The 20,587-nt window shown below is 49.4% G+C and carries 16 protein-coding genes; 9 read left to right on the forward strand and 7 right to left on the reverse strand.

The window, feature by feature from the left end; all coding sequences use genetic code 11:
• The first annotated feature begins 41 nt into the window (after window positions 1–41).
• Both IE064_RS04275 and IE064_RS04280 read left to right on the forward strand, forming a co-directional pair.
• Window positions 42–1,778, forward strand: coding sequence for an ATP-dependent nuclease (locus IE064_RS04275; RefSeq protein WP_189616730.1), 1,737 nt, complete (start codon window positions 42–44; stop codon window positions 1,776–1,778).
• A gap of 54 nt (window positions 1,779–1,832) precedes the next feature.
• Window positions 1,833–2,147, forward strand: coding sequence for a hypothetical protein (locus tag IE064_RS04280; protein WP_189616732.1), 315 nt, complete (start codon window positions 1,833–1,835; stop codon window positions 2,145–2,147).
• Between the two features lie 230 nt (window positions 2,148–2,377).
• On the opposite strand, the gene IE064_RS04285 is transcribed toward IE064_RS04280, so the two are convergent.
• Together IE064_RS04285 and metB are read right to left on the reverse strand one after the other, a co-directional pair.
• Window positions 2,378–4,771, reverse strand: coding sequence for a bifunctional aspartate kinase/homoserine dehydrogenase II (locus tag IE064_RS04285; protein ID WP_189616734.1), 2,394 nt, complete (start codon window positions 4,769–4,771; stop codon window positions 2,378–2,380).
• An 18-nt stretch (window positions 4,772–4,789) separates the two neighbouring features.
• On the reverse strand, window positions 4,790–5,950 hold the full coding sequence (gene metB, locus IE064_RS04290) for a cystathionine gamma-synthase (protein WP_189616736.1): 1,161 nt from the start codon (window positions 5,948–5,950) through the stop codon (window positions 4,790–4,792).
• A 215-nt stretch (window positions 5,951–6,165) separates the two neighbouring features.
• Between metB and metJ the strand changes: the two genes are divergently transcribed.
• A complete protein-coding gene (metJ, locus tag IE064_RS04295; protein ID WP_133038511.1) occupies window positions 6,166–6,480 on the forward strand; it encodes a met regulon transcriptional regulator MetJ in 315 nt (104 codons plus the stop codon).
• Between the two features lie 68 nt (window positions 6,481–6,548).
• The gene (locus IE064_RS04300) at window positions 6,549–7,286 is read left to right on the forward strand and encodes a sulfite exporter TauE/SafE family protein (RefSeq protein ID WP_189616739.1); all 738 of its coding nucleotides are present in this window, start codon (window positions 6,549–6,551) and stop codon (window positions 7,284–7,286) included.
• Between the two features lie 20 nt (window positions 7,287–7,306).
• Here the strand turns inward: IE064_RS04300 and IE064_RS04305 are convergent, their stop codons facing one another.
• The 4 genes from IE064_RS04305 to phsA form a co-directional block, all read right to left on the reverse strand.
• On the reverse strand, window positions 7,307–8,506 hold the full coding sequence (locus tag IE064_RS04305) for a conjugal transfer protein TraF (RefSeq protein WP_189616741.1): 1,200 nt from the start codon (window positions 8,504–8,506) through the stop codon (window positions 7,307–7,309).
• Between the two features lie 124 nt (window positions 8,507–8,630).
• Window positions 8,631–9,569 (reverse strand): NrfD/PsrC family molybdoenzyme membrane anchor subunit, encoded by a 939-nt coding sequence (gene nrfD, locus IE064_RS04310; RefSeq protein WP_189616743.1) that lies wholly within the window; start codon window positions 9,567–9,569, stop codon window positions 8,631–8,633.
• Window positions 9,566–10,138, reverse strand: coding sequence for a 4Fe-4S dicluster domain-containing protein (locus IE064_RS04315; RefSeq protein ID WP_189616894.1), 573 nt, complete (start codon window positions 10,136–10,138; stop codon window positions 9,566–9,568). The genes nrfD and IE064_RS04315 overlap by 4 nt, the downstream gene beginning before the upstream one ends.
• 13 nt (window positions 10,139–10,151) lie before the next feature.
• Window positions 10,152–12,431, reverse strand: coding sequence for a thiosulfate reductase PhsA (gene phsA, locus IE064_RS04320; RefSeq protein ID WP_189616745.1), 2,280 nt, complete (start codon window positions 12,429–12,431; stop codon window positions 10,152–10,154).
• A 581-nt stretch (window positions 12,432–13,012) separates the two neighbouring features.
• Between phsA and IE064_RS04325 the strand changes: the two genes are divergently transcribed.
• The 4 genes from IE064_RS04325 to IE064_RS04340 all read left to right on the forward strand — a co-directional run bounded on the left by IE064_RS04325 (window position 13,013) and on the right by IE064_RS04340 (window position 17,983).
• On the forward strand, window positions 13,013–13,339 hold the full coding sequence (locus tag IE064_RS04325) for a c-type cytochrome (RefSeq protein WP_189616747.1): 327 nt from the start codon (window positions 13,013–13,015) through the stop codon (window positions 13,337–13,339).
• 111 nt (window positions 13,340–13,450) lie between these two features.
• Window positions 13,451–15,178 carry a DUF3373 domain-containing protein gene (locus IE064_RS04330; RefSeq protein ID WP_189616749.1) on the forward strand — a complete coding sequence of 576 codons (1,728 nt, stop codon included), beginning with the start codon at window positions 13,451–13,453 and terminating at the stop codon, window positions 15,176–15,178.
• A 41-nt stretch (window positions 15,179–15,219) separates the two neighbouring features.
• On the forward strand, window positions 15,220–16,593 hold the full coding sequence (locus IE064_RS04335; RefSeq protein WP_189616750.1) for a tetrathionate reductase family octaheme c-type cytochrome: 1,374 nt from the start codon (window positions 15,220–15,222) through the stop codon (window positions 16,591–16,593).
• A gap of 247 nt (window positions 16,594–16,840) precedes the next feature.
• Complete coding sequence (locus IE064_RS04340; protein WP_189616752.1) at window positions 16,841–17,983, forward strand: putative sulfate/molybdate transporter; 1,143 nt, start codon at window positions 16,841–16,843, stop codon at window positions 17,981–17,983.
• A gap of 3 nt (window positions 17,984–17,986) precedes the next feature.
• Here the strand turns inward: IE064_RS04340 and IE064_RS04345 are convergent, their stop codons facing one another.
• On the reverse strand, window positions 17,987–19,762 hold the full coding sequence (locus tag IE064_RS04345) for a sensor histidine kinase (protein ID WP_229799859.1): 1,776 nt from the start codon (window positions 19,760–19,762) through the stop codon (window positions 17,987–17,989).
• Between the two features lie 234 nt (window positions 19,763–19,996).
• Between IE064_RS04345 and IE064_RS04350 the strand changes: the two genes are divergently transcribed.
• Window positions 19,997–20,581 (forward strand): response regulator transcription factor, encoded by a 585-nt coding sequence (locus IE064_RS04350; protein ID WP_133038501.1) that lies wholly within the window; start codon window positions 19,997–19,999, stop codon window positions 20,579–20,581.
• The last annotated feature ends 6 nt before the right edge of the window (window positions 20,582–20,587 follow it).

Consider the following 20,587-nt stretch of genomic DNA (forward strand, 5'->3'; position numbering starts at 1 on the left):
TGTTTACTAATGTAAGGCTCAAATTGAAAGGATCTTTTGACATGAAAATAAGGAAATTAACTGTTAATGGTTTCAGGTGTCTTGTAAATTTTACCATTAATTTTGCAGATGACCTGACGATTGTTGTTGGTGAAAATGATGCAGGAAAATCGTCACTAATAGAATGCTTGAAGTTGATTACGCAAGGGGAATCCATAGAGCTAGATGATTTTAATCATAATCTAAATGAAATAGCGATTAGTTTAGAAACCGATGACTTCACGTTCAAAAAGTCATTCTATAAAAAAGATACCAATATAACTCAGACTAATCTCACCGCATTCCCATCTCCAGCCTACATCACAAGAATTGTTACATGGCTTAGTAGTGACACTATCGATATTACTGAAGAATCCGTTATTCAAAATGTTAAACAAATAGCTAAAACGTTAGGGATAACTGTTAGGTCAAACTCAAATATTCAAAACTTAAGAACTGCGATAGTTGGCTTATTATCTAGTGATAACATTGAGATCAAAGAAGCGACCTTTCCTTTATTCAATAATATTCAACTAAATGGCAGACATTTTGAGAATGTTTCCGGTTTTTTTAAGGAGGTTTTTCTTAAAGGAAAGCAAAGTGAAATTTGGGATGAAAAAATCAACGAAGATCAGACGATAGAGGAGTTCGTTAAAGAAAAAATTAATAGCTATTCTCAGCATATTGAGGAAAGTATTAAACAAACAGGAATTCTTGGTCGTATGCAGATGTTTTTAAGACATTTGACATCTGTAAAAATTGAGCCAATCTATCAAAAAAGAGACTTGAACATCGATGCTAAGGTTCAGTTTATGGAAGGTGGTAAAGAAGTCTCAATAGATAAGAAGGGAGATGGAACTAAACGACGTATTACTATGGCCCTCCTAGAATACAAAAAGGAGCAGGCTCTCCTCGATAATGACACATCAACTATCTACTTGCTCGATGAACCAGATACACATCTTCATGTGAAAGCACAGATTGAGTTTCTTGATACTATAAAAGGATTTTCTGAAAATGGAAATCAAGTAATCCTTACAACTCACTCTCCTTTTATTATCAACGCAGTATGCCCACGACAACTTCGCTTAATCGAGAATACACAAAACGTTAGTAAAGTACGTTATTTAAAGCAAGACGTAGATCTCGCAGATAGAGTACTTCGTTCGTTAGGTGTTGAAAATACATATCTTTTCTTTTCACGTCATATAGTTATTGTTGAAGGAGAAACAGAAGAGCAGTTTTTGCCAGCGTTTTTTCTCAAAAGGTTTAACGAAACTCTATCATCATCTCTGATTAAGTTGGTGAACTGTAAAGGGATTACCAATATCCCTGGATTTGCTAGAGCAATATTGGAAATACATAACCCAAGCAATATACATTTACTTTATGACAATGATGCATCTCCTGAACTTTCCGAGTTAATAGAGAATTTAAAAGTTCCTACTGAAAGAAAATATGTAGTAGGCATAAGGGAATTTGAAGATGCCTTTAGTGATGAGGCTCTTCATTCTGGCTGGAGTCTCTATTTACAGGGTGCACATAAGGATGTTCCTGACAATTGGACTGTTGATTCAATTAGAGAATTGCGACAACGTTGTCTAGAAGATGGAAGTAAATTTTCTAAAGAGATTAGAAGCTTAAATCAGGGTGGTAAGAAAATGAGCAAACCTATCCTAGGAAATGCTCTTGCAGAAAATCTTACAGACGAACAGATTCCTCAAAGACTACTTGAGTTAATTCGGGTACTCAGGGAATAAAAAAGCATGTAAAATCATTAATATAGCTAAAACCCAAATTAAGGATGATATAAAATGGACGAACAACTTTTTATTCAAGCTATTCATGATAAGACAAAAATCCGTCTCACTTTTGCATCAAAAGAAGATGGACATAATTTAACAAGAATATGTGCTCCTATGGACTTTGGGCCGAGTAGAAGGGCGCATAATCAGGATAACAGATATCATTTATGGGACTACGATAGCGATAAATCAAATCACACGTTATCGCTGTTACCAGATCAGATAGTTGAAATGGAATTCCTAGAAGAGCTTTTCGATCCTGCAGATTTTGTGACATGGACTCCTAACTGGATAGTTGAACGTGATTGGGGACGATACAGTTAGAGCCGATCGTTAAAAGCTGCTAGCGATAGCCTTTGACACCTACGCGAAATTCGAGTTATCTAATGTTTGATTGAATTCACGTAGGTGAAGAGGCCATAATTATTAGAGTATCATAATAATCTAAGTACCAGTTCAATTGTCATAATTCGCAATTCGAAAATGTTCAATTCTATCCTAAATAATAAGGCTCCCGCAGGAGCCTTATTTGCACAGCAGAATCGATGCCGTATTTAGTCTTCTAATAGATCGCGGCAGATCTGTACGAGATCTGACTGCACTGCCGCGGCGGTGACTTCGCGGCCAGCGCCGGGGCCGCGAATGATCAGCGGATTGCCCTGATAAAAGGCACTGCGGATAACAAACACATTATCACCGGGCGTCAAGTTAGCGTAGGGATGGCTCGGCTCCACCCATTGCAGCGCCACTTCAGCATTGGCGCCCTGCTCGGTGCGTTCCAATGCCGCCACATAACGCAGCACCTTGCCCTGTTCATTGGCGGCCGCATGTTGCTGTGCCAGTTCACCATCCAGCTCCGGCAAGCGTTGCAGGAACTCATCGACTGAAATCTCTGCCAGAGGTGCGGGCACCAGTGAGCTGAGGCGAATATCATCCAGCTCCAGTTCTAGGCCGATTTCCCGAGCCAAAATTAACAGCTTACGCTGCATATCGCGGCCGGAAAGATCATCGCGTGGGTCTGGTTCAGTAATTCCTAGCACTTTGGCTTCCAGCACCAGTTCCGAGAATGGCCGCATGCCGTCATAGTTTTCAAACAGCCAGCACAGTGTGCCGGAAAAAATCCCCCCCACGGCCTGCACCTGGTCACCACTATTATGCAGATCATTGAGCGCATGCTGCACCGGCAAGCCAGCGCCGCAACTGGCATTGTAGCGCCAGAACAAACGGCGGTTTCCCAACATCTGTTTCAATTCACGATAAAACGCCAACGGCCCAGAACCAGCCAGCTTGTTGGCGCTGACCATATGGATACCATGGGCAAAAAACTCAGGATATTGCAAGGTCAGGCTGGCACTGGCGCTGATGTCGAGCGCGATCAGTTCATCACACGCCAGCGCATCCGCTTGTTCAAACAGATGCTCGTATTGCCACGGCGTGGCTTCGGCCTCGAAGCGTGTCTGCCAGTCAGTCACCGCAATACCTGCATTACAAAACAGCGCCTTGCTGGAACTCGCCAGCCCCACCAACACTACCTCAGCTTCCAACTGTCGATTAAGCTGCTGCGCGGATTTGCCATACAGCGTGACCCAGGCTTCACCAATATTGCCAACCCCCAGCAAAATAATACCGATACGTTTACGCGGGCCAGCACAGCGACGATGAACTTTCTGCGTCAGCAAGGCCACCTGCTGTTGCGGCACCAAGGTTACCAGACTCAACGCATCCTGATACAAAGGCCGGGCTTCACGGCTCAACAGCCGCGCAAAACTGCGCCGATACTGTGCGGCGGCGGCACTCACCAAAGCCACCAAGCCAAAACCACGATGACTTTCGACGTCACTGATCCCTAATGCCTCGGTTAGCTGCTGCAGTAGCGCCAGCAACTGTTTACCTGACTCCAGCGTATAGGCCAATTCATGCTTTTGTTTACCCACTGACCAATGCGCTAAAGGTTGTAACCCGGCATGTTCCAGCGCTTCTAGCAAGTTTTCCCACGGCGATTGCAATTGCAAGGTGACCGTTAACACTTCATCAAGACTGGTCACCACTGGCGCGCTGGCAACATCGTTTTGCGGTGCTACCAGCGTAAAATCGGTTTGCGGCGCATAACTGGAGCGCACCGCTAGACTCACCTGCGTGTTATACAGCGGTTGCAGCGTACGGGAATGCAGTACCGGGGAACCGAGACGTGCCAAGCGGTCTGCCTCTGCCAATGACATGTTTTGCAGTAATCTGGCATCCTGAATTTTGTTGGGATCGGCGTTAAACACCCCTTCGACGTCAGTCCAGATAGTAACCCGGTCAATATCGGCCAGACTGGCAATCAAGGTGGCACTGAAGTCAGAACCGTTACGCCCCAGCAACAACATTTCACCAGCCGGATTGGCGCAGATAAAACCGGTGATCACCAAGCGTTCATCGGGATGCTGCTTGAGCATCTGTTGCACTTTGGCACGGGATTCTTCTACCCGAATTTTGGGTACTGCCGCCTCATCAGCGATAAGCAGACCGCGCGCATCAACGTTACAGGCGGCCACCCCAGATTCACGCAGCAACGCTGCCATCAGCCGGGCAGACCAACGTTCACCAAAGCCCACTACCTGATTGCATTGGTAGTCGCTACGCCCATCCAGCGCCAGCAAGCTCATCAGTGTCGCCCGGTCGTTGGCTAAGCGTTCCCGCAACTGCCGCGCCTGAGAGTTACTCAATAGCTGCTCAATCAGGTTTTGCTGATAATTCATCAGCACCTGCAACTCTTCCTGCCACAGTTGGCCTTGCTCACGCAGCGCCAGCAACTTGTACAGGAAGTTGGTGGTTTTGCCTGCGGCAGAGACCACTATCAGATCATCAGGCCGCCCGTGGGTCAGCAGGATGTGGGCCACACGCCGGTAACAGTCAGGATCGGCAAGACTACTACCACCAAATTTATGTAAGTGACTACGTGCCATCAATTAATGCTCCCCAACTCAACAGGCGGCAACGGCTGCCAGACCGGCAGCAATATCGTCCAACAGATCCTGTGGATCTTCGATACCAACGGACAAACGAATCAGGGTATCTTTAATGCCCGCTTCAGCACGGGCGGCCGGCTCCATCGCGCGGTGAGTCATTGTAGCAGGGACTGCCACCAGACTTTCTACACCACCGAGACTTTCTGCGACCGAAAAATAACGTAACGCACCGAGAAATGCCGTCACCTGCGCTTCACCGCCCGTCAACTCAAAACTGACCATAGCACCGAAGCCCTGCTGCTGTCTGGCAGCGATTTCGTGACCGGGATGCGTTGCTAATCCGGGATAATATACCTGCTGCACCTGGGCACTGTGTTGCAACAACTCGACAATTTTAGCGGCATTACTCTGATGCTGCTCAATGCGTAATGCCAATGTCCGTAAACCACGCAATGTCAGATAGCTGTCAAACGCGCCGCCGGTTAATCCCAGCGTGTTCGACCACCAATGCAGTTGCTCCGCCAATGCAGGCTCTTTAGCGATCACCGCGCCACCGACCACGTCACTATGACCGTTGAGGTATTTAGTGGTGGAGTGCACCACGATATCGGCACCGAGCAGCAAAGGTTGCTGCAACGCGGGTGACAAAAAGGTGTTATCTGCCACCAGTAGCGCCCCAACGGCTTGGCAAGCAGCGGCGATGGCGGCAATATCAATGACTCGCAACAAAGGATTCGAGGGCGTTTCAATCCATACCATCTTCGGCTTACGGGCAATGGCCTGTTGCAGCGCTGCTGTATCGGTTTGATCCACTATTGCCAGTTGAAATTGGCCCTTTTTAGCCAGATTGGTAAATAGTCGATAACATCCACCATAGCAGTCGTTTGGCACCACCAGCAGATCCTCGGGGCTAAGCAGGCTGACCACCAGCGTCACCGCCGCCATACCACTGGTGGTGATCACTGCCGGACAACCCTGTTCCAGTTCACCAATCGCATTACCAAGAATACTGCGAGTGGGATTACCGGAACGGCTGTAATCAAACTGCCTTGGCGTTGTGTGACCATCAAAAGCGTAGTTGGTTGAAAGATAGATGGGCGGAACCACAGCACCATGCTGGCTATCGGACTCAATCCCCTGACGGACGGCAATCGTCGCCATTTTCCGTGCTGTCATTTTTGGCTCCTCAAATGCTTTACAAGAAACACCATAAAGATGTCTGGATGGCTAAATTCTACCAACTCCCCCCTTGGCGTCAATAGGCATAAAGACGTTTAGACGTCCAAATGTATAGAATTCCATTTTTGTGATACAGTATTACGACCCGAGATTTGACTGTAGGGTGTAAGAGTTTAAAATCGGCAGCGAATTAGTGACATAGCAGGTGCAACATGACTGAATGGAATGGCGAATACATCAGCCCCTACGCTGAGCACGGGAAGAAAAACGAACAAGTAAAAAAAATCACTGTGTCTATTCCGCTGAAAGTACTGAAAGTGCTGACGGATGAACGCACTCGTCGCCAGGTCAACAACCTGCGTCATGCCACTAACAGTGAGCTGCTGTGTGAAGCATTTCTGCATGCCTACACTGGCCAGCCGTTACCCAACGATGAAGACTTGTCCAAAGATCAGCCCGACAGTATCCCGGCGGAAGCCAAGCAGATGATGGAAGATATGGGCATCGAATGGGAAGAAATGGAGTAAATGTGCCGTTTCCCAAGCCACCCTTATTTTACTGATAGCCGGGAGTTTCCCGGCGTTACTTCGTTGTTATGTGGTCGTTGATCGATCCTGTTACCTTATTGCTGGCATCGCTGATTATTGTCATCGGTGCCGTGACGCAAAGTCTGTTAGGCTTCGGTCTGGCAGTCGTTTCTACCCCGCTACTTTATATTGTTGACCCGGAACTGGTGCCAGTACCGGTGATTATTCTGAGCTTTTCCATTGCGTTGCTAACACTGCTGCGCGAGCGCGGCAATCTGGAACTGGGCGGATTGCAATACGCATTGGCCGGGCGGATTCCCGGCAGCTTGTTGGGGGTCACGTTGCTATTGGCGCCGCGCGCGGTGCTGGGCTTGATTATCGCGGTCATTGTTGGCGCCGCAGTAGTGGTGAGCTTGAAGAAATTCAGCGTCGCCGTCACCCGTCGCAACCTGTTTATTGCCGGTGCCTTTTCGGGCATATTCGGGACGGTAGCAGGTATCGGTGGCCCGCCGATGGCATTGCTGCTCACGGGGCGCGAAGCCGGTAAATTCCGTGCGGCGTTGTCGGCATTTTTTATGGTGAGCACCTGTATCAGTCTGCTGATTTTGGCGCTGTCCGGTATGGTCAGTTGGCGCGACTTGTTGTTATCTGTGCTGTTATTACCGGCGGTAGTGCTGGGATTTCTCGCCTCAGGCATCTTGTTACCCCGAGTAGATAAACGCCGTACCCGCCTGCTGACATTAGCGCTGTGTGGCGCCAGCGCATTATTGCTAGCACTCAAATCCTTGTGGGCGTTGCTATCCTGACAACGCCCTTGTTGTTTCACCTAGAAGTGATACGAGGTCTGTAACGCGCCGCCGATAGCGTTATCGCTGCCAAACATCCCAGTCAGATCTAATCTAAAGAATTTGCCGATAGCGATACCCGTTCCCACTGAATAGATATCGGTGGTGACATCGTTGAGATCCTGGCGATAACCAAGTCGTAACGCTAGCCAGTCAGTGGCTTTCACTTCACCGCCAACCCGCCAATATTTCGGCCCGTCCAGCTCGGCAAACTTGTTGTTTTCCGTCAAGTCGATATCACTGGTTAACATCACTGCCCGCCATTCATAAGCGATACCAGCAGTTACCATGGGTTTGATTTGGTAGGTTAATTGCTGGCCTTCGGAAACCATGGTCTGCATGTCTTGCTTCACCAAGTTGCGACCACTGAGCCCCACGGTCAGCCCCGGCATGGGTTGCAACGCAATCCCAACATCCAGGTTAAAACCTGTGTCATCGTTACGATAATCATCACTGTCGAAATCACTAACATCAAAATTGTTGGCTGACACGGCATAATTGAACGTATCCAGCCGCTGCAATTTAGGGGTAATCCCGACGGTGAGCGGCATATTCGCCACAGTGAAGCCACTGCTCAGCGCCACACCGACATCAGAAACCGCGCCGGCAATCACGCGCCCTTGAGACGACAAGTCATCCAGCGACGGCGGATTTAGCGGATCCAGCGTGCTCAGTAACGACAGATCGGACTCACTGATATCGGCCAACGCAAAGCCATCGAGATAACTCTTAGCGATGATAGCAACCGACAGGCGCTTACTAGAGGGCAGCACCACCGCAAGCCCCAAACCAGCACTGGCGTAAGCGCTATTGCCGACTAATGATTGTAAGTTTCCCAAGAGCTGATCGCGATAATGGATCATTCCCTCTACATCGCGGTTATCTATCGCCAGTTCCAAAGCGTCATAGTTATCTTGCACATCATCAAACTTATCGACCATTTTGTCTTTATCGGCACCATCAGCACCTAATGTTGGCAACAGCAGGCTCACGTCTTCGCTCTGGCGCTCCGTTAGGCTCAATAATGCCGGATTGATAAAACCCGCTACCATTCTGTCACCTGCCGCCACACCCGCGCCGCCCATGGCATCGGTTCTGGCTTCATACACATCTTGCCCGGCCCATAATGGCCCACAACTTAATGTCGTGGCGCATAGCAACGCCAGCATCTTCAGTTTCATCTCGCTTCTCCCCAGCCGCTGTTTGTTCAATTAAAGATAGTTGTTACCCAATGACTCTCCAGAAAAAGCGACACAAAAAAGCCCCCGCTAAAGCGAGGGCTTTGATTTCCATCACATAAATGATTTACCCAAGATAACTTTGTCCCGCATACAGGATGAAGTGTCTTAGTGCCAGCACTCCGGTTAGGCTACACAGCGCCCCTAGCAGCATGACGCCTTTGCCATGACGTTGCTGCGCCGGTAACAGCAGCGATAACAGCGGCACCCCAAAACCAACTGCCACCACCAATGTCCAGAAAACCGCAGCCCAAGTGCCAGTTGTCAGTGATGCCAGTGCGGCAGCAGCAGCGCCACCCTTGAAGTACAGGCCACAAAACAGCATGAACAGGAACAGCATCTCGATGCCCACGACTGGCAATTCAATACCGTGCATACGACCAAGCTCATGATCATGCGCCGGAGTTTTGAACAACAGCAGTGCTACAACTGCATTGGCGGCTGCACCTGCAGAAATCCCTGACACCAAAAACAGCGCTGGCAGAATCGCGGTATTGAGCATCGGATAGATGTTCATCGCCGAGATCAGGAAACCGGTGTAAGCACCCACGATCACCGCTAGCGCAAACAACAACGTTTCCATTGGTTTTCTGAGACCATTCAGCACATCGGCCAGTCCTTGCAGGAAGCCCAAACCGATAGTTGCCAGTTGCCCCCGGAATACCACCAGTGCATACAGGAAGGTCAACGGAATAAAGACCAATAACGCCAACACCCCGATAGACATCACTGACGTGAAGTTATAGTTAACGAGGATCAACCAGAAATGGAACGGCCGAGTCAGGTCAAAGACCAGACATAACATTCCCAGACAGATAGCCACGGGTGCAATGAGTGCAGCGGCCTTGAGGACGGGACTCTCCTCACGGTCACCCTTTACCCAGCGCATCGCGATGGCAATCAGTAAACTGCCTGCAGAAAGCCCGGCCAGAAACAGGTATACGGCAATCACCCAATGCCAAGTCACAGGATTGTACTGTGACATATCACCCCAGATATTGTTCATGCTTCAATCCCTCCTTTGCGGGCAGGAATACGGTAAACCCTTGGTTGCGTACCAAGATGGACTTTTTCGCGATAGGTTGGCGCGCTGTTCAGCAGTTTGCTCACGTCGCTATTGGCGTCATTGGCATCGCCAAACACCAAGGCATTGGTGGGGCACACAGTGACACAGGCAGGTTGTTCGCCACGTGCCAATCGGGTGTCTGTACAGAAGTTACACTTATCTGCCGTCAAGGTGACCGGGTTGATAAAGCGCACTTTGTATGGGCAGGCAGCAATGCAGTATTGACAACCTATACATTTTTCGTGGTTGATGGTGACAATGCCATCATCGTTCACGTAGGCCGCGCCGGTGGGACACACCTTAACGCAAGGCGCGTTTTCACACTGCTGACAAGATACTCGATCAAACTTAAAGTGTAAGTCTGGTACCTCACCATAGGGCCCTTCAACCCTCACCTGTAGCCGAGTGACTCCGTCTGGAACTTGGTTTTCGCTGCGGCAGGCAACATTGCACGCCTGACAACCGATGCACTTGTTTTCATCGTGCACCATGACGTATCTCTTATTCATCATCAGCCTCCGATTATACCTTTTCCAGTTTCACGCCAGTGGTGTGTACACACGCACCACATACCGGTGCGGTGACGTGAGGCAGCAGGTTGCCACAGTGCACCCCTTTGTCACTGATGCGGATTGATTCCTGATTTTTAGAACCAAAGCCCATATAGGCAAAGACGGTGTCAGGGCGAATGCCCTTGGTAACCAACGCCTGACCAATTTCACTGCCGACACTGGAGGTCAAACGGATGTTGTCACCCGTCTTGATACCATGCTTAGCAGCAGTTTCAGGATGGATCCACACCGCATTATCTGACATTAAATTGGCGAGGAAAGGCACTTGTTGTGTGCCAGCATTGGTATGAACGGCTACTTTTCCTTGGATAAAGTACAGCTCATTAGATTGTTTAAATGACACATCTCGGTATTTGATAGCACCACGTCCAGGCGCAATTTTCTCGACTTCCTCAGAATACAGTTCAATTTTCCCAGAGGCGGTTTTGAACTTAAGTGCACTGCCATAGGTGCCGTCTTCATCAACCGGACGAGCATTAGCAAATTTTGCAGTAAATGCAGCCACCATTTCTGGTTCTCTCAACATCAATGGCACGCCATAGCTGACATAGCCCTTGTGCTTGATTTGCTTCAACAAGGCGTCATCTTTATTCACCTGCGCCAATTGCAGTGTCTGTACATCTTCCCAAGGGAAATATTGTTCCAGCCCTAATTTAACGCCTAACTCGCGGAAGATTTGCCAGGCAGGCTTGGTATCACCAATCACGTCGACAACTTGTTGGCGTACATAATAAGCCGGGTTTTTGCCAGACTTGTCTTTGACTTCTTCATCACGTTCCAGATAGGTACATTCAGGCAAGAAGTAATCGGCATAAGCGGCTGTTTCACTGACATACAAATCACAGCATACGACCAGATCCATCTGCTTTAGCGCCTGTTCCACTTTGGCGCGATCGGTCATGGTCTGCATCGGATTGGTACGAGTCATCACCCAGCCATGTATGGCATAGGGTTTATTGGTATTGACGGTGTCAATAATGGACTGATATATCCCGCCCATCTTCCACAGCAAGGCGTATTGTTCATCCATTTGATCAATGCGTTTAGCATTAGGTTTAGGGATATTAACACCTGGTTTTGCCAGTTCTGGAGCAACAGCCTCGCCTGCAAATTTATTGTAGGTCGCCGCCTTTTTGCCCATAAAATATCCACCTTTACGTTCGATATTTCCCAGCAAAACGTTAACGGCAAAAATCGCCCGGCGGAAATCCAGTTCTTCAGGTGTAAAAGTGCTGCGGTGTCCAGAATTGATCATTGCATGCGGCGCGGCTTGCGCCAGTTCACGAGCAATACGGCGAATATCCTTGGCAGGCACATCACTGAGCGATTCTGCCCATTCAGGCGTGTATTCGGCCATCTGTGATGCAAACGGTTCAAAGCCTTCAACATATTGATCTACAAATGCTTTATCGAACAGTTTTTCTTCAATCAGCACATGGCTTATTGCCAAAGCTACCGCAATATCGGTGCCTGGACGGATAGGAAGCCATTCATCAGATTTAGCGGCTACCATCGAAAAACGCGGGTCAAATACCACCAGTTTGGCGTGTTTGTCCATCTGTGCTCTCATCAGTGCACGACTTTCAGACATATCCAAACCTTCATACAGGTTATGACCAAAGTTGATCACATAACGGCTATTGCCAATATCCCGCTTCATGCCAGTACCAAACATCACATCACTAGCGACTTCCATTCCCACCGGGCAGGTGGTTAAGTGGGTCAGTGTATTCGGACTACCAAAAGCCTTGGCTAAATCAAACAAATAGGTGTGTTCCGAACCTGACTTGGAAGAAAACACCACAGTTTCTGGGCCATATTTGCTTTTCAGCTCGTTCAGTTTGGTGGCGATCTCGCTGTAGGCTTGTTCCCAACTGATGGTCTGCCATTTGCCTTCGCCACGCTCACCCACGCGTTTCATCGGCTTAACAATACGTTGTGGATCATACAGCAGACTGTGACCCGCACCGCCGCGGGCGCAGACTTTACCACCGAAGGATTTGGCTTCGGTGTTACCTTGGATAAATACCGTTTTACCATCCACTACCCGGGCAGAGATAGGGCAGCGGGTGGAACACATTTCACAGATACTGGGCACCGCTTCAGCACTGCCGCTCAGAGCCGGCGCACCGACCGCAGCAATGGAGCCGGGGATAACGCCAGTTAAGGCACAGGAAGCACCGGTTGCGCCTGCACCTTTAAGGAAAGCCCGTCGATCAAGCTTTATCATGGTTAACCTCCATCATCTTCCATGGAAGACGAATAGTTCACTCGGAATCATTTTTACTCAGACGCATTGCACGGGTTATATCGCAACTGCATCTGCGCGGATTTCGAGTAGATTGTTAATCCATGAATATTCTGTGGGTATTGTGGTAAACCACAATGTGCCGATGGATGTGATCCAAGGCATAAGAAGTCTGGTTTTCTGCCTGCAATATGTGAACAGAATTACATTCTATTTACTAATTAACTAAAGCCGAAAATAACCATTTAATGGCGCATAAAAATAGCCAATATTAACTTTTGTTAACTTGGTCACTCTTATAAAAATGTGATATTCCCTGCAATATCTATTTTCTATAAATTAAAAAATAAATAATTAATTCATTGATATTATTAGCATTTAAATATTAAAACTATCGATCAATTAGATTTATTTCAATGATATTTTTTTCAATTAGAAAAATTTCATGAAAGTGATCACCGTCAAACCTCGATATTTTTCCCTTTGCTAAATTCTTAACCGAAATAAAACAACAGCAACATCTTTAAAAGGATGATGCATTAAAACGCAATACGAGGACATTGATGATGAAAACCAAAATCCAGCTCGGTGTATTACTGCTGGCCACTGTGCTGGCGGCAGGAGCCACCGCCGCCGATGGCGGCAACCCCAAAAAAGGTAAACATCTGTATAAGAAGGAATGCAAGGTCTGCCACAGTAAAAGTGATGCCGCTGGGGAATTAACCCCAATGAGCAAAACCATGGCGCAATGGGATCGTTTCTTCGATAAAGACAAGCATAAAGCCAAACCTGAAGTGTTCCAAAAGCTGAGTGAGCAGGATCTGAAAGATATTCAGCAATTCCTGTATGACCATGCTGCGGATTCAGCTCAGCCTCAGACCTGCGGCTAATCCCGGCACTTAGCCAACACAAACCCGATAAACTGACAGCAACAGTATGGAGCATGCTCCAGGGCCTGTTGCTGCCTGAAAAAGACCGGGGTTCCGGTCAGGAGATAAAATATGCGCACGTTAGTCGCAATTGTTGTCGCCCAGGCTTTAGGACTTGCCGCCATGGCCAGCCCAGCTGTTTATGCCGCAGAACAAACAGATAACGCCAAGATTACTGAGCTAAAACAGCAACTGGCAGAGATTACTCAGGAACTGGAAAGTCTCAACTCTAGGGTGAATAAAACCGAACGTCATGCAGCGCTTGACCGTATCACCTTCACCGGTGATTTTCGCGTCAGAGCTCATTCTCTGCACTATCAGGACGTTACCTGGAATCCAGCGATACTGGTAAATTTTAGTGATTTTGGTGCCCGCGCCATGGCTGGAGAATACGGTAATCCTGCCGATGCCAATTCACCGCTCGGTAAAATGATGGCCGCCAATCCTGCACTGGCAAGTGCCTTCCAGAGTGGTCAATTAAACGGGGTTATGCCTTATGTACTGGCTGCCCAGACTCGTCAGGATATCGACAATGACATTTATTACAACACCCGTCTGCGCTTAAATCTGAAAGCGCAGGTATGGGATAACGTGGACTTTGCCGGGCGCCTCAGTATGTACAAAAACTGGGGGGATTCTACCGGAGTTCAGGTGTTCGATTCCTGGCGTTCATTCACTATGGATGGCACCGATTCTGCTAACACTTCCGGTGACTGGTTACGAGTAGAACGCGCCTATTTCGACTGGCGCAACATCGGTGGTTCCGAGTTTTACCTGTCCATTGGCCGTCGCCCCTCCACTTATGGCCCACCAAGCCATTATCGTGAAAACGAGCTGCGGGGCGGCACCCCTTCCGGCCATTTAGTTAACTTCAACTTTGATGGTATGACTATCGGTTACAAACTCGGTGAATTGACCGGGGTTGAAGGCCAAGTCGTGCGTTTCTGCTATGGTCAGGGTTTTGAGTCACAATGGGGCAATGGTGAGCTATTTGGTGACACTATCACCAAAGATACCCACTTGGGCGGCTTTAACATTGATGCCATTAACGATGGCAACCACTTCCTGCAGTTTACCCTGTTCGCGGCCAAGGACATCAACGATGGTTTCAAAGGCACAATGGCCTTCCCTAACCAGTTGGCGTCTATCTTTGCACCAACCATGTACCAAGATCTGCAGAAGTTTGACAACTTCAATTTCGTCACTCGGGTTCAACCCAGTGGAGTGATCGGTGATATGTATCTGGGTGGCGTAGGTTACTCCTACGAAACCGATGATGAGATGAAGTTCTTCGCCTCGTTCGGTTGGACGCGTACCGTTGGTAATGGCTATGCTGGCATGTTCGGCGGCTTGTTATCAGATGCGGTGTTCACTGCAGAACTGAATAGTGATGGCAGCGAAATCATCATGTCGCCCTCCACCGCTGACAGTAACGAAAATCACGATGGCTACGGCGTTTATGTCGGGATGCAGATCCCCGCGCCATACGGAAAATTTGGTCTGGAATACAACTACGGCTCCAAATACTGGACACCGTTCACCCAGGCGCAGGATGACCCAATCGGCAGCAAACTGGCCACTCGCGGTCATGTCATCGAAGGCTATTACATCTTCGACGTTAACCCCCACATGTTCATCAAACTGGCGGGGCTTTACTACGACTATGAATATACCGGCAGTGGCACACCTGTAGGCGCACCGCAGAAAGTCAGTGATGTGCTCAAAGGTACCGCCTATTCACTGTTACCTGTGATTGATACCGCCTTTGATGTTAATGCTTCACTGACCGTCAACTTCTAACCCCATACAACAGCCCCGGGCAACCGGGGCAGGAGACTCTTATGAAATCACTTGCGTTACTCCTGTTGCTGGCGGCGGGAAGTGCCAGCGCAGCAGCGCCGCACCAAGAGGTACTGAAGGGGCCCTATGCCAACGGTCCTGAAGTCACCAAGGCCTGCCTGCAATGTCATGAAAAGGAAGCGAAAGACGTCATGAAAACCTCCCACTGGACCTGGGAGCTGAAACAGCAATTACCTGACCGCACCGTGATGCGCGGCAAGAAAAATGCGATCAACAACTTCTGTGTTTCCATTGCAGGTAACCAACCACGTTGTACCGTGTGCCATGCTGGCTATGGCTGGAAAGACAACAACTTTGATTTCAAAGATGAAACCAAAGTAGATTGTCTGGTTTGCCATGACACCACCGGCACTTACAGCAAAACAGTCGCTGGCGAGGCGTTTGAAAACGTCGATCTGGTCAAAGTGGCGCAAAACGTCGGTAAACCTGTACGTGATAACTGCGGCTCCTGTCACTTCTATGGAGGTGGCGGTGACGCGGTGAAACACGGCGATCTGGACTCTTCTATGGCTTACCCTGACAAGAATCTGGATGTACACATGAATGCCGATGGTAACGACTTCCAATGTCAGGATTGTCATCACACCAAGGATCATAATATCAGCGGCAATGCCATGGGCGTGTCACCTGGTGGTGAAGATCATATCGGCTGTACTAACTGTCATGATGCGGCGCCTCACGCTAACAAACGTTTGAACGCCCATACTGCAACCGTTGCTTGTCAAACCTGCCATATTCCCTACTACGCCCGCCAGGAAGCCACCAAGCTCACTTGGGACTGGTCAACTGCCGGTGAAGACCGAGAAGATGCGGTGGATGAATATGGTCGCCATACTTATCTCAAGAAAAAAGGTTCATTCACTTGGGGCAAGATGGTGAAACCTAGTTACGCCTGGTACAACGGCAAAGCGGATGCTTATATGGCTGGGGATAAGATGGATCCCACAAAAGTCACTAAACTGGCGTATCCGCTGGGCGATATCAAAGATCCAAAAGCCAAGATCTACCCGTTTAAGGTGTTTACCGGTAAGCAGATCTACGACAAGAAGAACCATATCTTCCTCAATCCGAAAACTTACGGTAAAGGCGGTTACTGGAGCGACTTCGACTGGGATAAAGCTGCTCGGCTGGGTATGGAAGCCAGCGAAGCCATGAAAGCGGTAGGTGCTACCTACAGCGGTGAATACGGCTTTGCACCAACTGAAATGTGGTGGCGTATCAACCACATGGTGTCACCAAAGGAACAAGCGCTCAAGTGTGCCGATTGCCACAGTGCGAATGGTCGATTGGACTGGAAAGCGCTGGGCTATGAAGGTGACCCAATGAAAGTAAAAGGGACACTACATCGCCAATAAAACCTGACCCGCGTTCCTTGTTTGGTCGGACATAACAAGTGCTCCCGACTAGGACCAGTCCCAATCCCTGCTCAGGGACTGGTCCACCTTTCCAGACAATAAGACTAAGCCTTCAGCCAAACTGTCCCAACACCGCTAAACTCAAAGCGTAAATACCAGAAAATTTCGGAATATACAGCGTTAACACTGCTAAAAAACTGGCACTGTTATTGCGGTTATTATAGTAACTGTTAACACGGCAACCTATATGACTCCATCCAGTCTTGTCTCTGTCAATGTCAACCGCACCTTAGGGGAATTCAGCGGCGCTTTTGCCGATCTGGGTACTTTTCTGCCGTTAGTGCTGGGGCTTATCGCCCTTAATCAGTTTTCGCCACAAGGTATCTTTTTCGGTTTCGGGATTTTTGCTCTGGCGGTAGCGCTGTTTTACCGTCGCCCCATCCCGATCCAACCGATGAAAGTGATCTCTGCACTGGTCATCGCCCAAGGCTTGACGCCCGGGATCATGCAGGCCAGTGGCATCTTGATGGGAATAATCCTGCTGTTGTTAGCCTTCAGTGGTGCCATCACCTGGCTGTCGCGGCAGATATCCCAGGCCATCAGCGTGGGTATCCAGTTGGCGATTGGCATCCAGTTGCTGATGATGGGCGGCAAAATGATGGCGGTGACCCCTGCCATAGGTTTTGGTGCATTTGCGTTGATCTTCCTGTGCCGTTTTTTGCCATTACGTTACGTGTCCATGCCGTTGGTGCTGGTGGCAGGAATGTTGTGGCAATATCATCACGGCGGTGACGTGGCGACTTTCAGCTTTAATCAAACGCCGTGGCAATTTCACTGGCCGTTAGTGGGTGAATGGTCACAGGCTTTGACGTTACTGGTACTGCCGCAACTGGCGATGACGCTGACCAATGCGGTGATAGCGACCTCGGTGGTGGCCAAGGAAAAATTCCCTGAAGAAGCTGAGCGCTTTACGCCTAAAGCATTTGCCACCAGCTCCGGGCTGGCAAACCTGCTGTTGGCCCCCTTGGGTGCCATTGCCATGTGTCATGGTGCCGGGGGCTTAGCCGTGCAATATCATTTTGGCGCCCGTCGTATGTGGGCTCCTTTCATCTTTGGCGTCAGCTGTGTAGCGATTGCCCTGAGCTGGGGCGAGTCTGTCGCCTGGCTGCTAAGCCTGATCCCGATGGCGATCCTCGGCAGTTTACTGTCAATCGCGGGCTTACAGTTAGCCTGGTCAAAACGGTTACTTGATGGCCGACCATTCTGTATGGCGGTTATTGCTTCCACTGCGATTGTCAGTCTGGCGGTTAACCCGGCAGCCGGATTGCTGGCAGGCTTGGTAGTGGAATTTTGCCGCAGCCGCTGGGAGTTAATCCAAACTATCCGTTAACCGCTAGTTACGCTGATACGGCAACCACAGCCGCGCCCGACATCCTTGACGGTCATGACGGTTTTCCAGTTGCAATAAGCCTTGGTGTTCGGTCATTACATCGCGGCAGATGGCTAATCCCAGCCCAAGGCCATGCTCTTTGGTGGTGGCAAAAGACTCCATCAATTGGCTGACCGGCGCGGTCAAACCACTGCCAGTATCGCTCACTTCCAATAACAGCCAGGACTGCTGTAATTCTTGCTCACGCTCACTCGGAAATGCTTGATAATCAATGCGGATCTGCAGTTGTCGTTCGCGGCTATTTTCCATCGCATCCAAGGCGTTTTTCAGCAGATTCACCAGTACCTGACTGAGTCCGACACTGTCACCCAGTATGGCTTGTTCCTCGCCATTGATGTGCAATTGCAATGCGACTTGCTGCTGCTCTATCGCACGTTGGAACAACGCTAGCGCTTCCTGCAGCAATGGCAGGATCAGCAAAGGCACGCTGCCATTACGGCGGCGGCGTAACAGCCCACGAATACGATGCACCACGCCACCAGCACGCATTGACTGGTTGTAGATTTTAGTCAACACCTCATGCAGTTGCTGATGATTCGGGTCTTGCTGATCCAGTCGCTCCAACGCCATCAAGGCACCTTCACTGTACTGAGTAATCGCCGCAATTGGCTGGTTCAATTCGTGGGCCAGCCCGGCACCAATTTCCCCGACAATGGCGGCGCTCTGCATTCGCTCCAGCTGTAATTCTTTATCTTTGAGTTGCCGCTCAGTCACCAGCAAAAATTCATTCTTTTGGCGGATTTTGTATTCCAGCCACAAATGATACAAAGGTGCCAGAAAGAAAATCGCCAACAGTAGCAGAGCCAGATCTCGATGTAGACGAAACCATTTGCGGGCCGCATCGTACAAGGGCGGTGGCCCACCATGCAGTTGCAGTTCATCATACAGTTTGATCACTGCCAACTGGCTCACTGGTGCGGTCCAGCCCATCAAGTCGGCACGGATAGCGGCCTCAGAATCGGCTGGCAGCTCAAACAACGCTTGAGTAATTGCCTGGGTGATAGGACTTGGAACCTGATCAGACGCAGCAAAAGACCAGTTAGGGTACAGCGGCGTACTGGTATCACAGTCATAACCCTCAGGGCGTTGGCGATTGATCACCCGAAAATCCTCGCGCTTGACCAGTCCACCCTCCACCATCTCCTCCAATGTACAGTAAGGTGTAATGGCCGCATCCACCGTGCCATCACGCACCTGATATACCAAAGGCTCTAATGGAAACCCTAAAAAATGAATATCACCAAAAAATGAGCTGGCTTCTATACCACGTCGGTTCAATAATCCCACGGCGGCCTGATATCCCCCTAGGGCCTGTGGATCACTGGCCACTACTGAGGCACCGCGCATATCCTCTAACGTCTTAATCGGGCTGCTTGCCTTCACGATAATGGTCGACCCAATGGCATAGGTTGCACCATTATGTTTTCGACTGCGCATGGTAGCTAACCACGATAAAGGTAACTGGCTGCTGAGGCTCAGGTATTGGCCGGGATTGGTGACAATAAATTGAATTCGATGATCCAGCAGTTGCTGATCCATCTGGGTAAAGTTCAGCGGCACCACTTCGAAACGATTGCCCGGCAGCCGGTCGCTCAGATAATCCATCATCGGCTGCCAACGCTGTTTCGCTTGCGCTTCGCCATGATTGGCCAGCACGGCGACACGAAACACCGCTTCAATGGGGTCATCGCCCATCTCACCATCGGCAATGGAATGCATCGCCTGACTCTGGCCGCAGCAGAACCACAACAGCAGCATCCACCAGTACCGCTTCATAATCACCCCACCGGATTTAATTGCGTTCAGCCTAATACAGCCATTAAGGCAAATCCTTGAATCACCGCAAACGCTCAGCAAAAAGCGGGTGATCTGGCTCCAAAAGCCAACGTTGCTGATTTGTCGCTGTTGCAGCGGCGCATTACTCTTGAGGCAAGGGTCATATTGAGAGCACCAATGCAACAAACAATCTATCTGGTGGATGATGATGCCGCCATCCGCGATTCGCTCAGTTTTATGCTGGGCCAGTTTGGTTATCAGGTACAAGGATTTGCCGACGGCATGAGTTTTCTAGCGCACTGCCCACTGCAACAACCCGGCTGCGTTATTCTCGATGCGCGGATGCCAGAGCTGACCGGTCAGGCCTTGCAGCAACGGCTGCTGCAATGTGACAGCCCGTTAGGCATCATTTTTCTCACCGGTCATGGCGATCTGCCGATGGCAGTTGAGGCATTCCGCCGTGGTGCCTGTGACTTTTTCCAAAAACCTGTCAATGGTAAAGCCTTGGCAGCCGCCATTGATAAAGCATTGGAAAGTAGTCGTAAGGTGTGGGAAGAACAGCAGTTACAAGCACGCTTTAACACCCTCAGCCCCAGAGAACGTCAGGTATTGCAGTTGCTGATCCAGGGGCAGACCAATAAACAGATGTCGGAAGCGTTGTACTTATCACTGCGTACGGTGGAAGTTCACCGCGCCAACACCATGAAAAAACTTGGGGTACACGCCTTAGGGGAACTGATGAAATACACCCCCCTGTTTTAATTCATC

Source organism: Shewanella fodinae (genome assembly GCF_014651955.1).
GTDB lineage: Bacteria > Pseudomonadota > Gammaproteobacteria > Enterobacterales > Shewanellaceae > Shewanella > Shewanella fodinae.

Excerpts from the sequence above, each read along its gene's own strand:
- IE064_RS04275 (WP_189616730.1), top strand. The coding sequence starts at position 42 with ATGAAAATAAGGAAATTAACTGTTAATGGTTTCAGGTGTCTTGTAAAT.
- IE064_RS04280 (WP_189616732.1), top strand. The coding sequence starts at position 1,833 with ATGGACGAACAACTTTTTATTCAAGCTATTCATGATAAGACAAAAATC.
- IE064_RS04285 (WP_189616734.1), bottom strand. The coding sequence starts at position 4,771 with ATGGCACGTAGTCACTTACATAAATTTGGTGGTAGTAGTCTTGCCGAT.
- metB (WP_189616736.1), bottom strand. The coding sequence starts at position 5,950 with ATGACAGCACGGAAAATGGCGACGATTGCCGTCCGTCAGGGGATTGAG.
- metJ (WP_133038511.1), top strand. The coding sequence starts at position 6,166 with ATGACTGAATGGAATGGCGAATACATCAGCCCCTACGCTGAGCACGGG.
- IE064_RS04300 (WP_189616739.1), top strand. The coding sequence starts at position 6,549 with ATGTGGTCGTTGATCGATCCTGTTACCTTATTGCTGGCATCGCTGATT.
- IE064_RS04305 (WP_189616741.1), bottom strand. The coding sequence starts at position 8,506 with ATGAAACTGAAGATGCTGGCGTTGCTATGCGCCACGACATTAAGTTGT.
- nrfD (WP_189616743.1), bottom strand. The coding sequence starts at position 9,569 with ATGAACAATATCTGGGGTGATATGTCACAGTACAATCCTGTGACTTGG.
- IE064_RS04315 (WP_189616894.1), bottom strand. The coding sequence starts at position 10,138 with ATGAATAAGAGATACGTCATGGTGCACGATGAAAACAAGTGCATCGGT.
- phsA (WP_189616745.1), bottom strand. The coding sequence starts at position 12,431 with ATGATAAAGCTTGATCGACGGGCTTTCCTTAAAGGTGCAGGCGCAACC.
- IE064_RS04325 (WP_189616747.1), top strand. The coding sequence starts at position 13,013 with ATGATGAAAACCAAAATCCAGCTCGGTGTATTACTGCTGGCCACTGTG.
- IE064_RS04330 (WP_189616749.1), top strand. The coding sequence starts at position 13,451 with ATGCGCACGTTAGTCGCAATTGTTGTCGCCCAGGCTTTAGGACTTGCC.
- IE064_RS04335 (WP_189616750.1), top strand. The coding sequence starts at position 15,220 with ATGAAATCACTTGCGTTACTCCTGTTGCTGGCGGCGGGAAGTGCCAGC.
- IE064_RS04340 (WP_189616752.1), top strand. The coding sequence starts at position 16,841 with ATGACTCCATCCAGTCTTGTCTCTGTCAATGTCAACCGCACCTTAGGG.
- IE064_RS04345 (WP_229799859.1), bottom strand. The coding sequence starts at position 19,762 with ATGCATTCCATTGCCGATGGTGAGATGGGCGATGACCCCATTGAAGCG.
- IE064_RS04350 (WP_133038501.1), top strand. The coding sequence starts at position 19,997 with ATGCAACAAACAATCTATCTGGTGGATGATGATGCCGCCATCCGCGAT.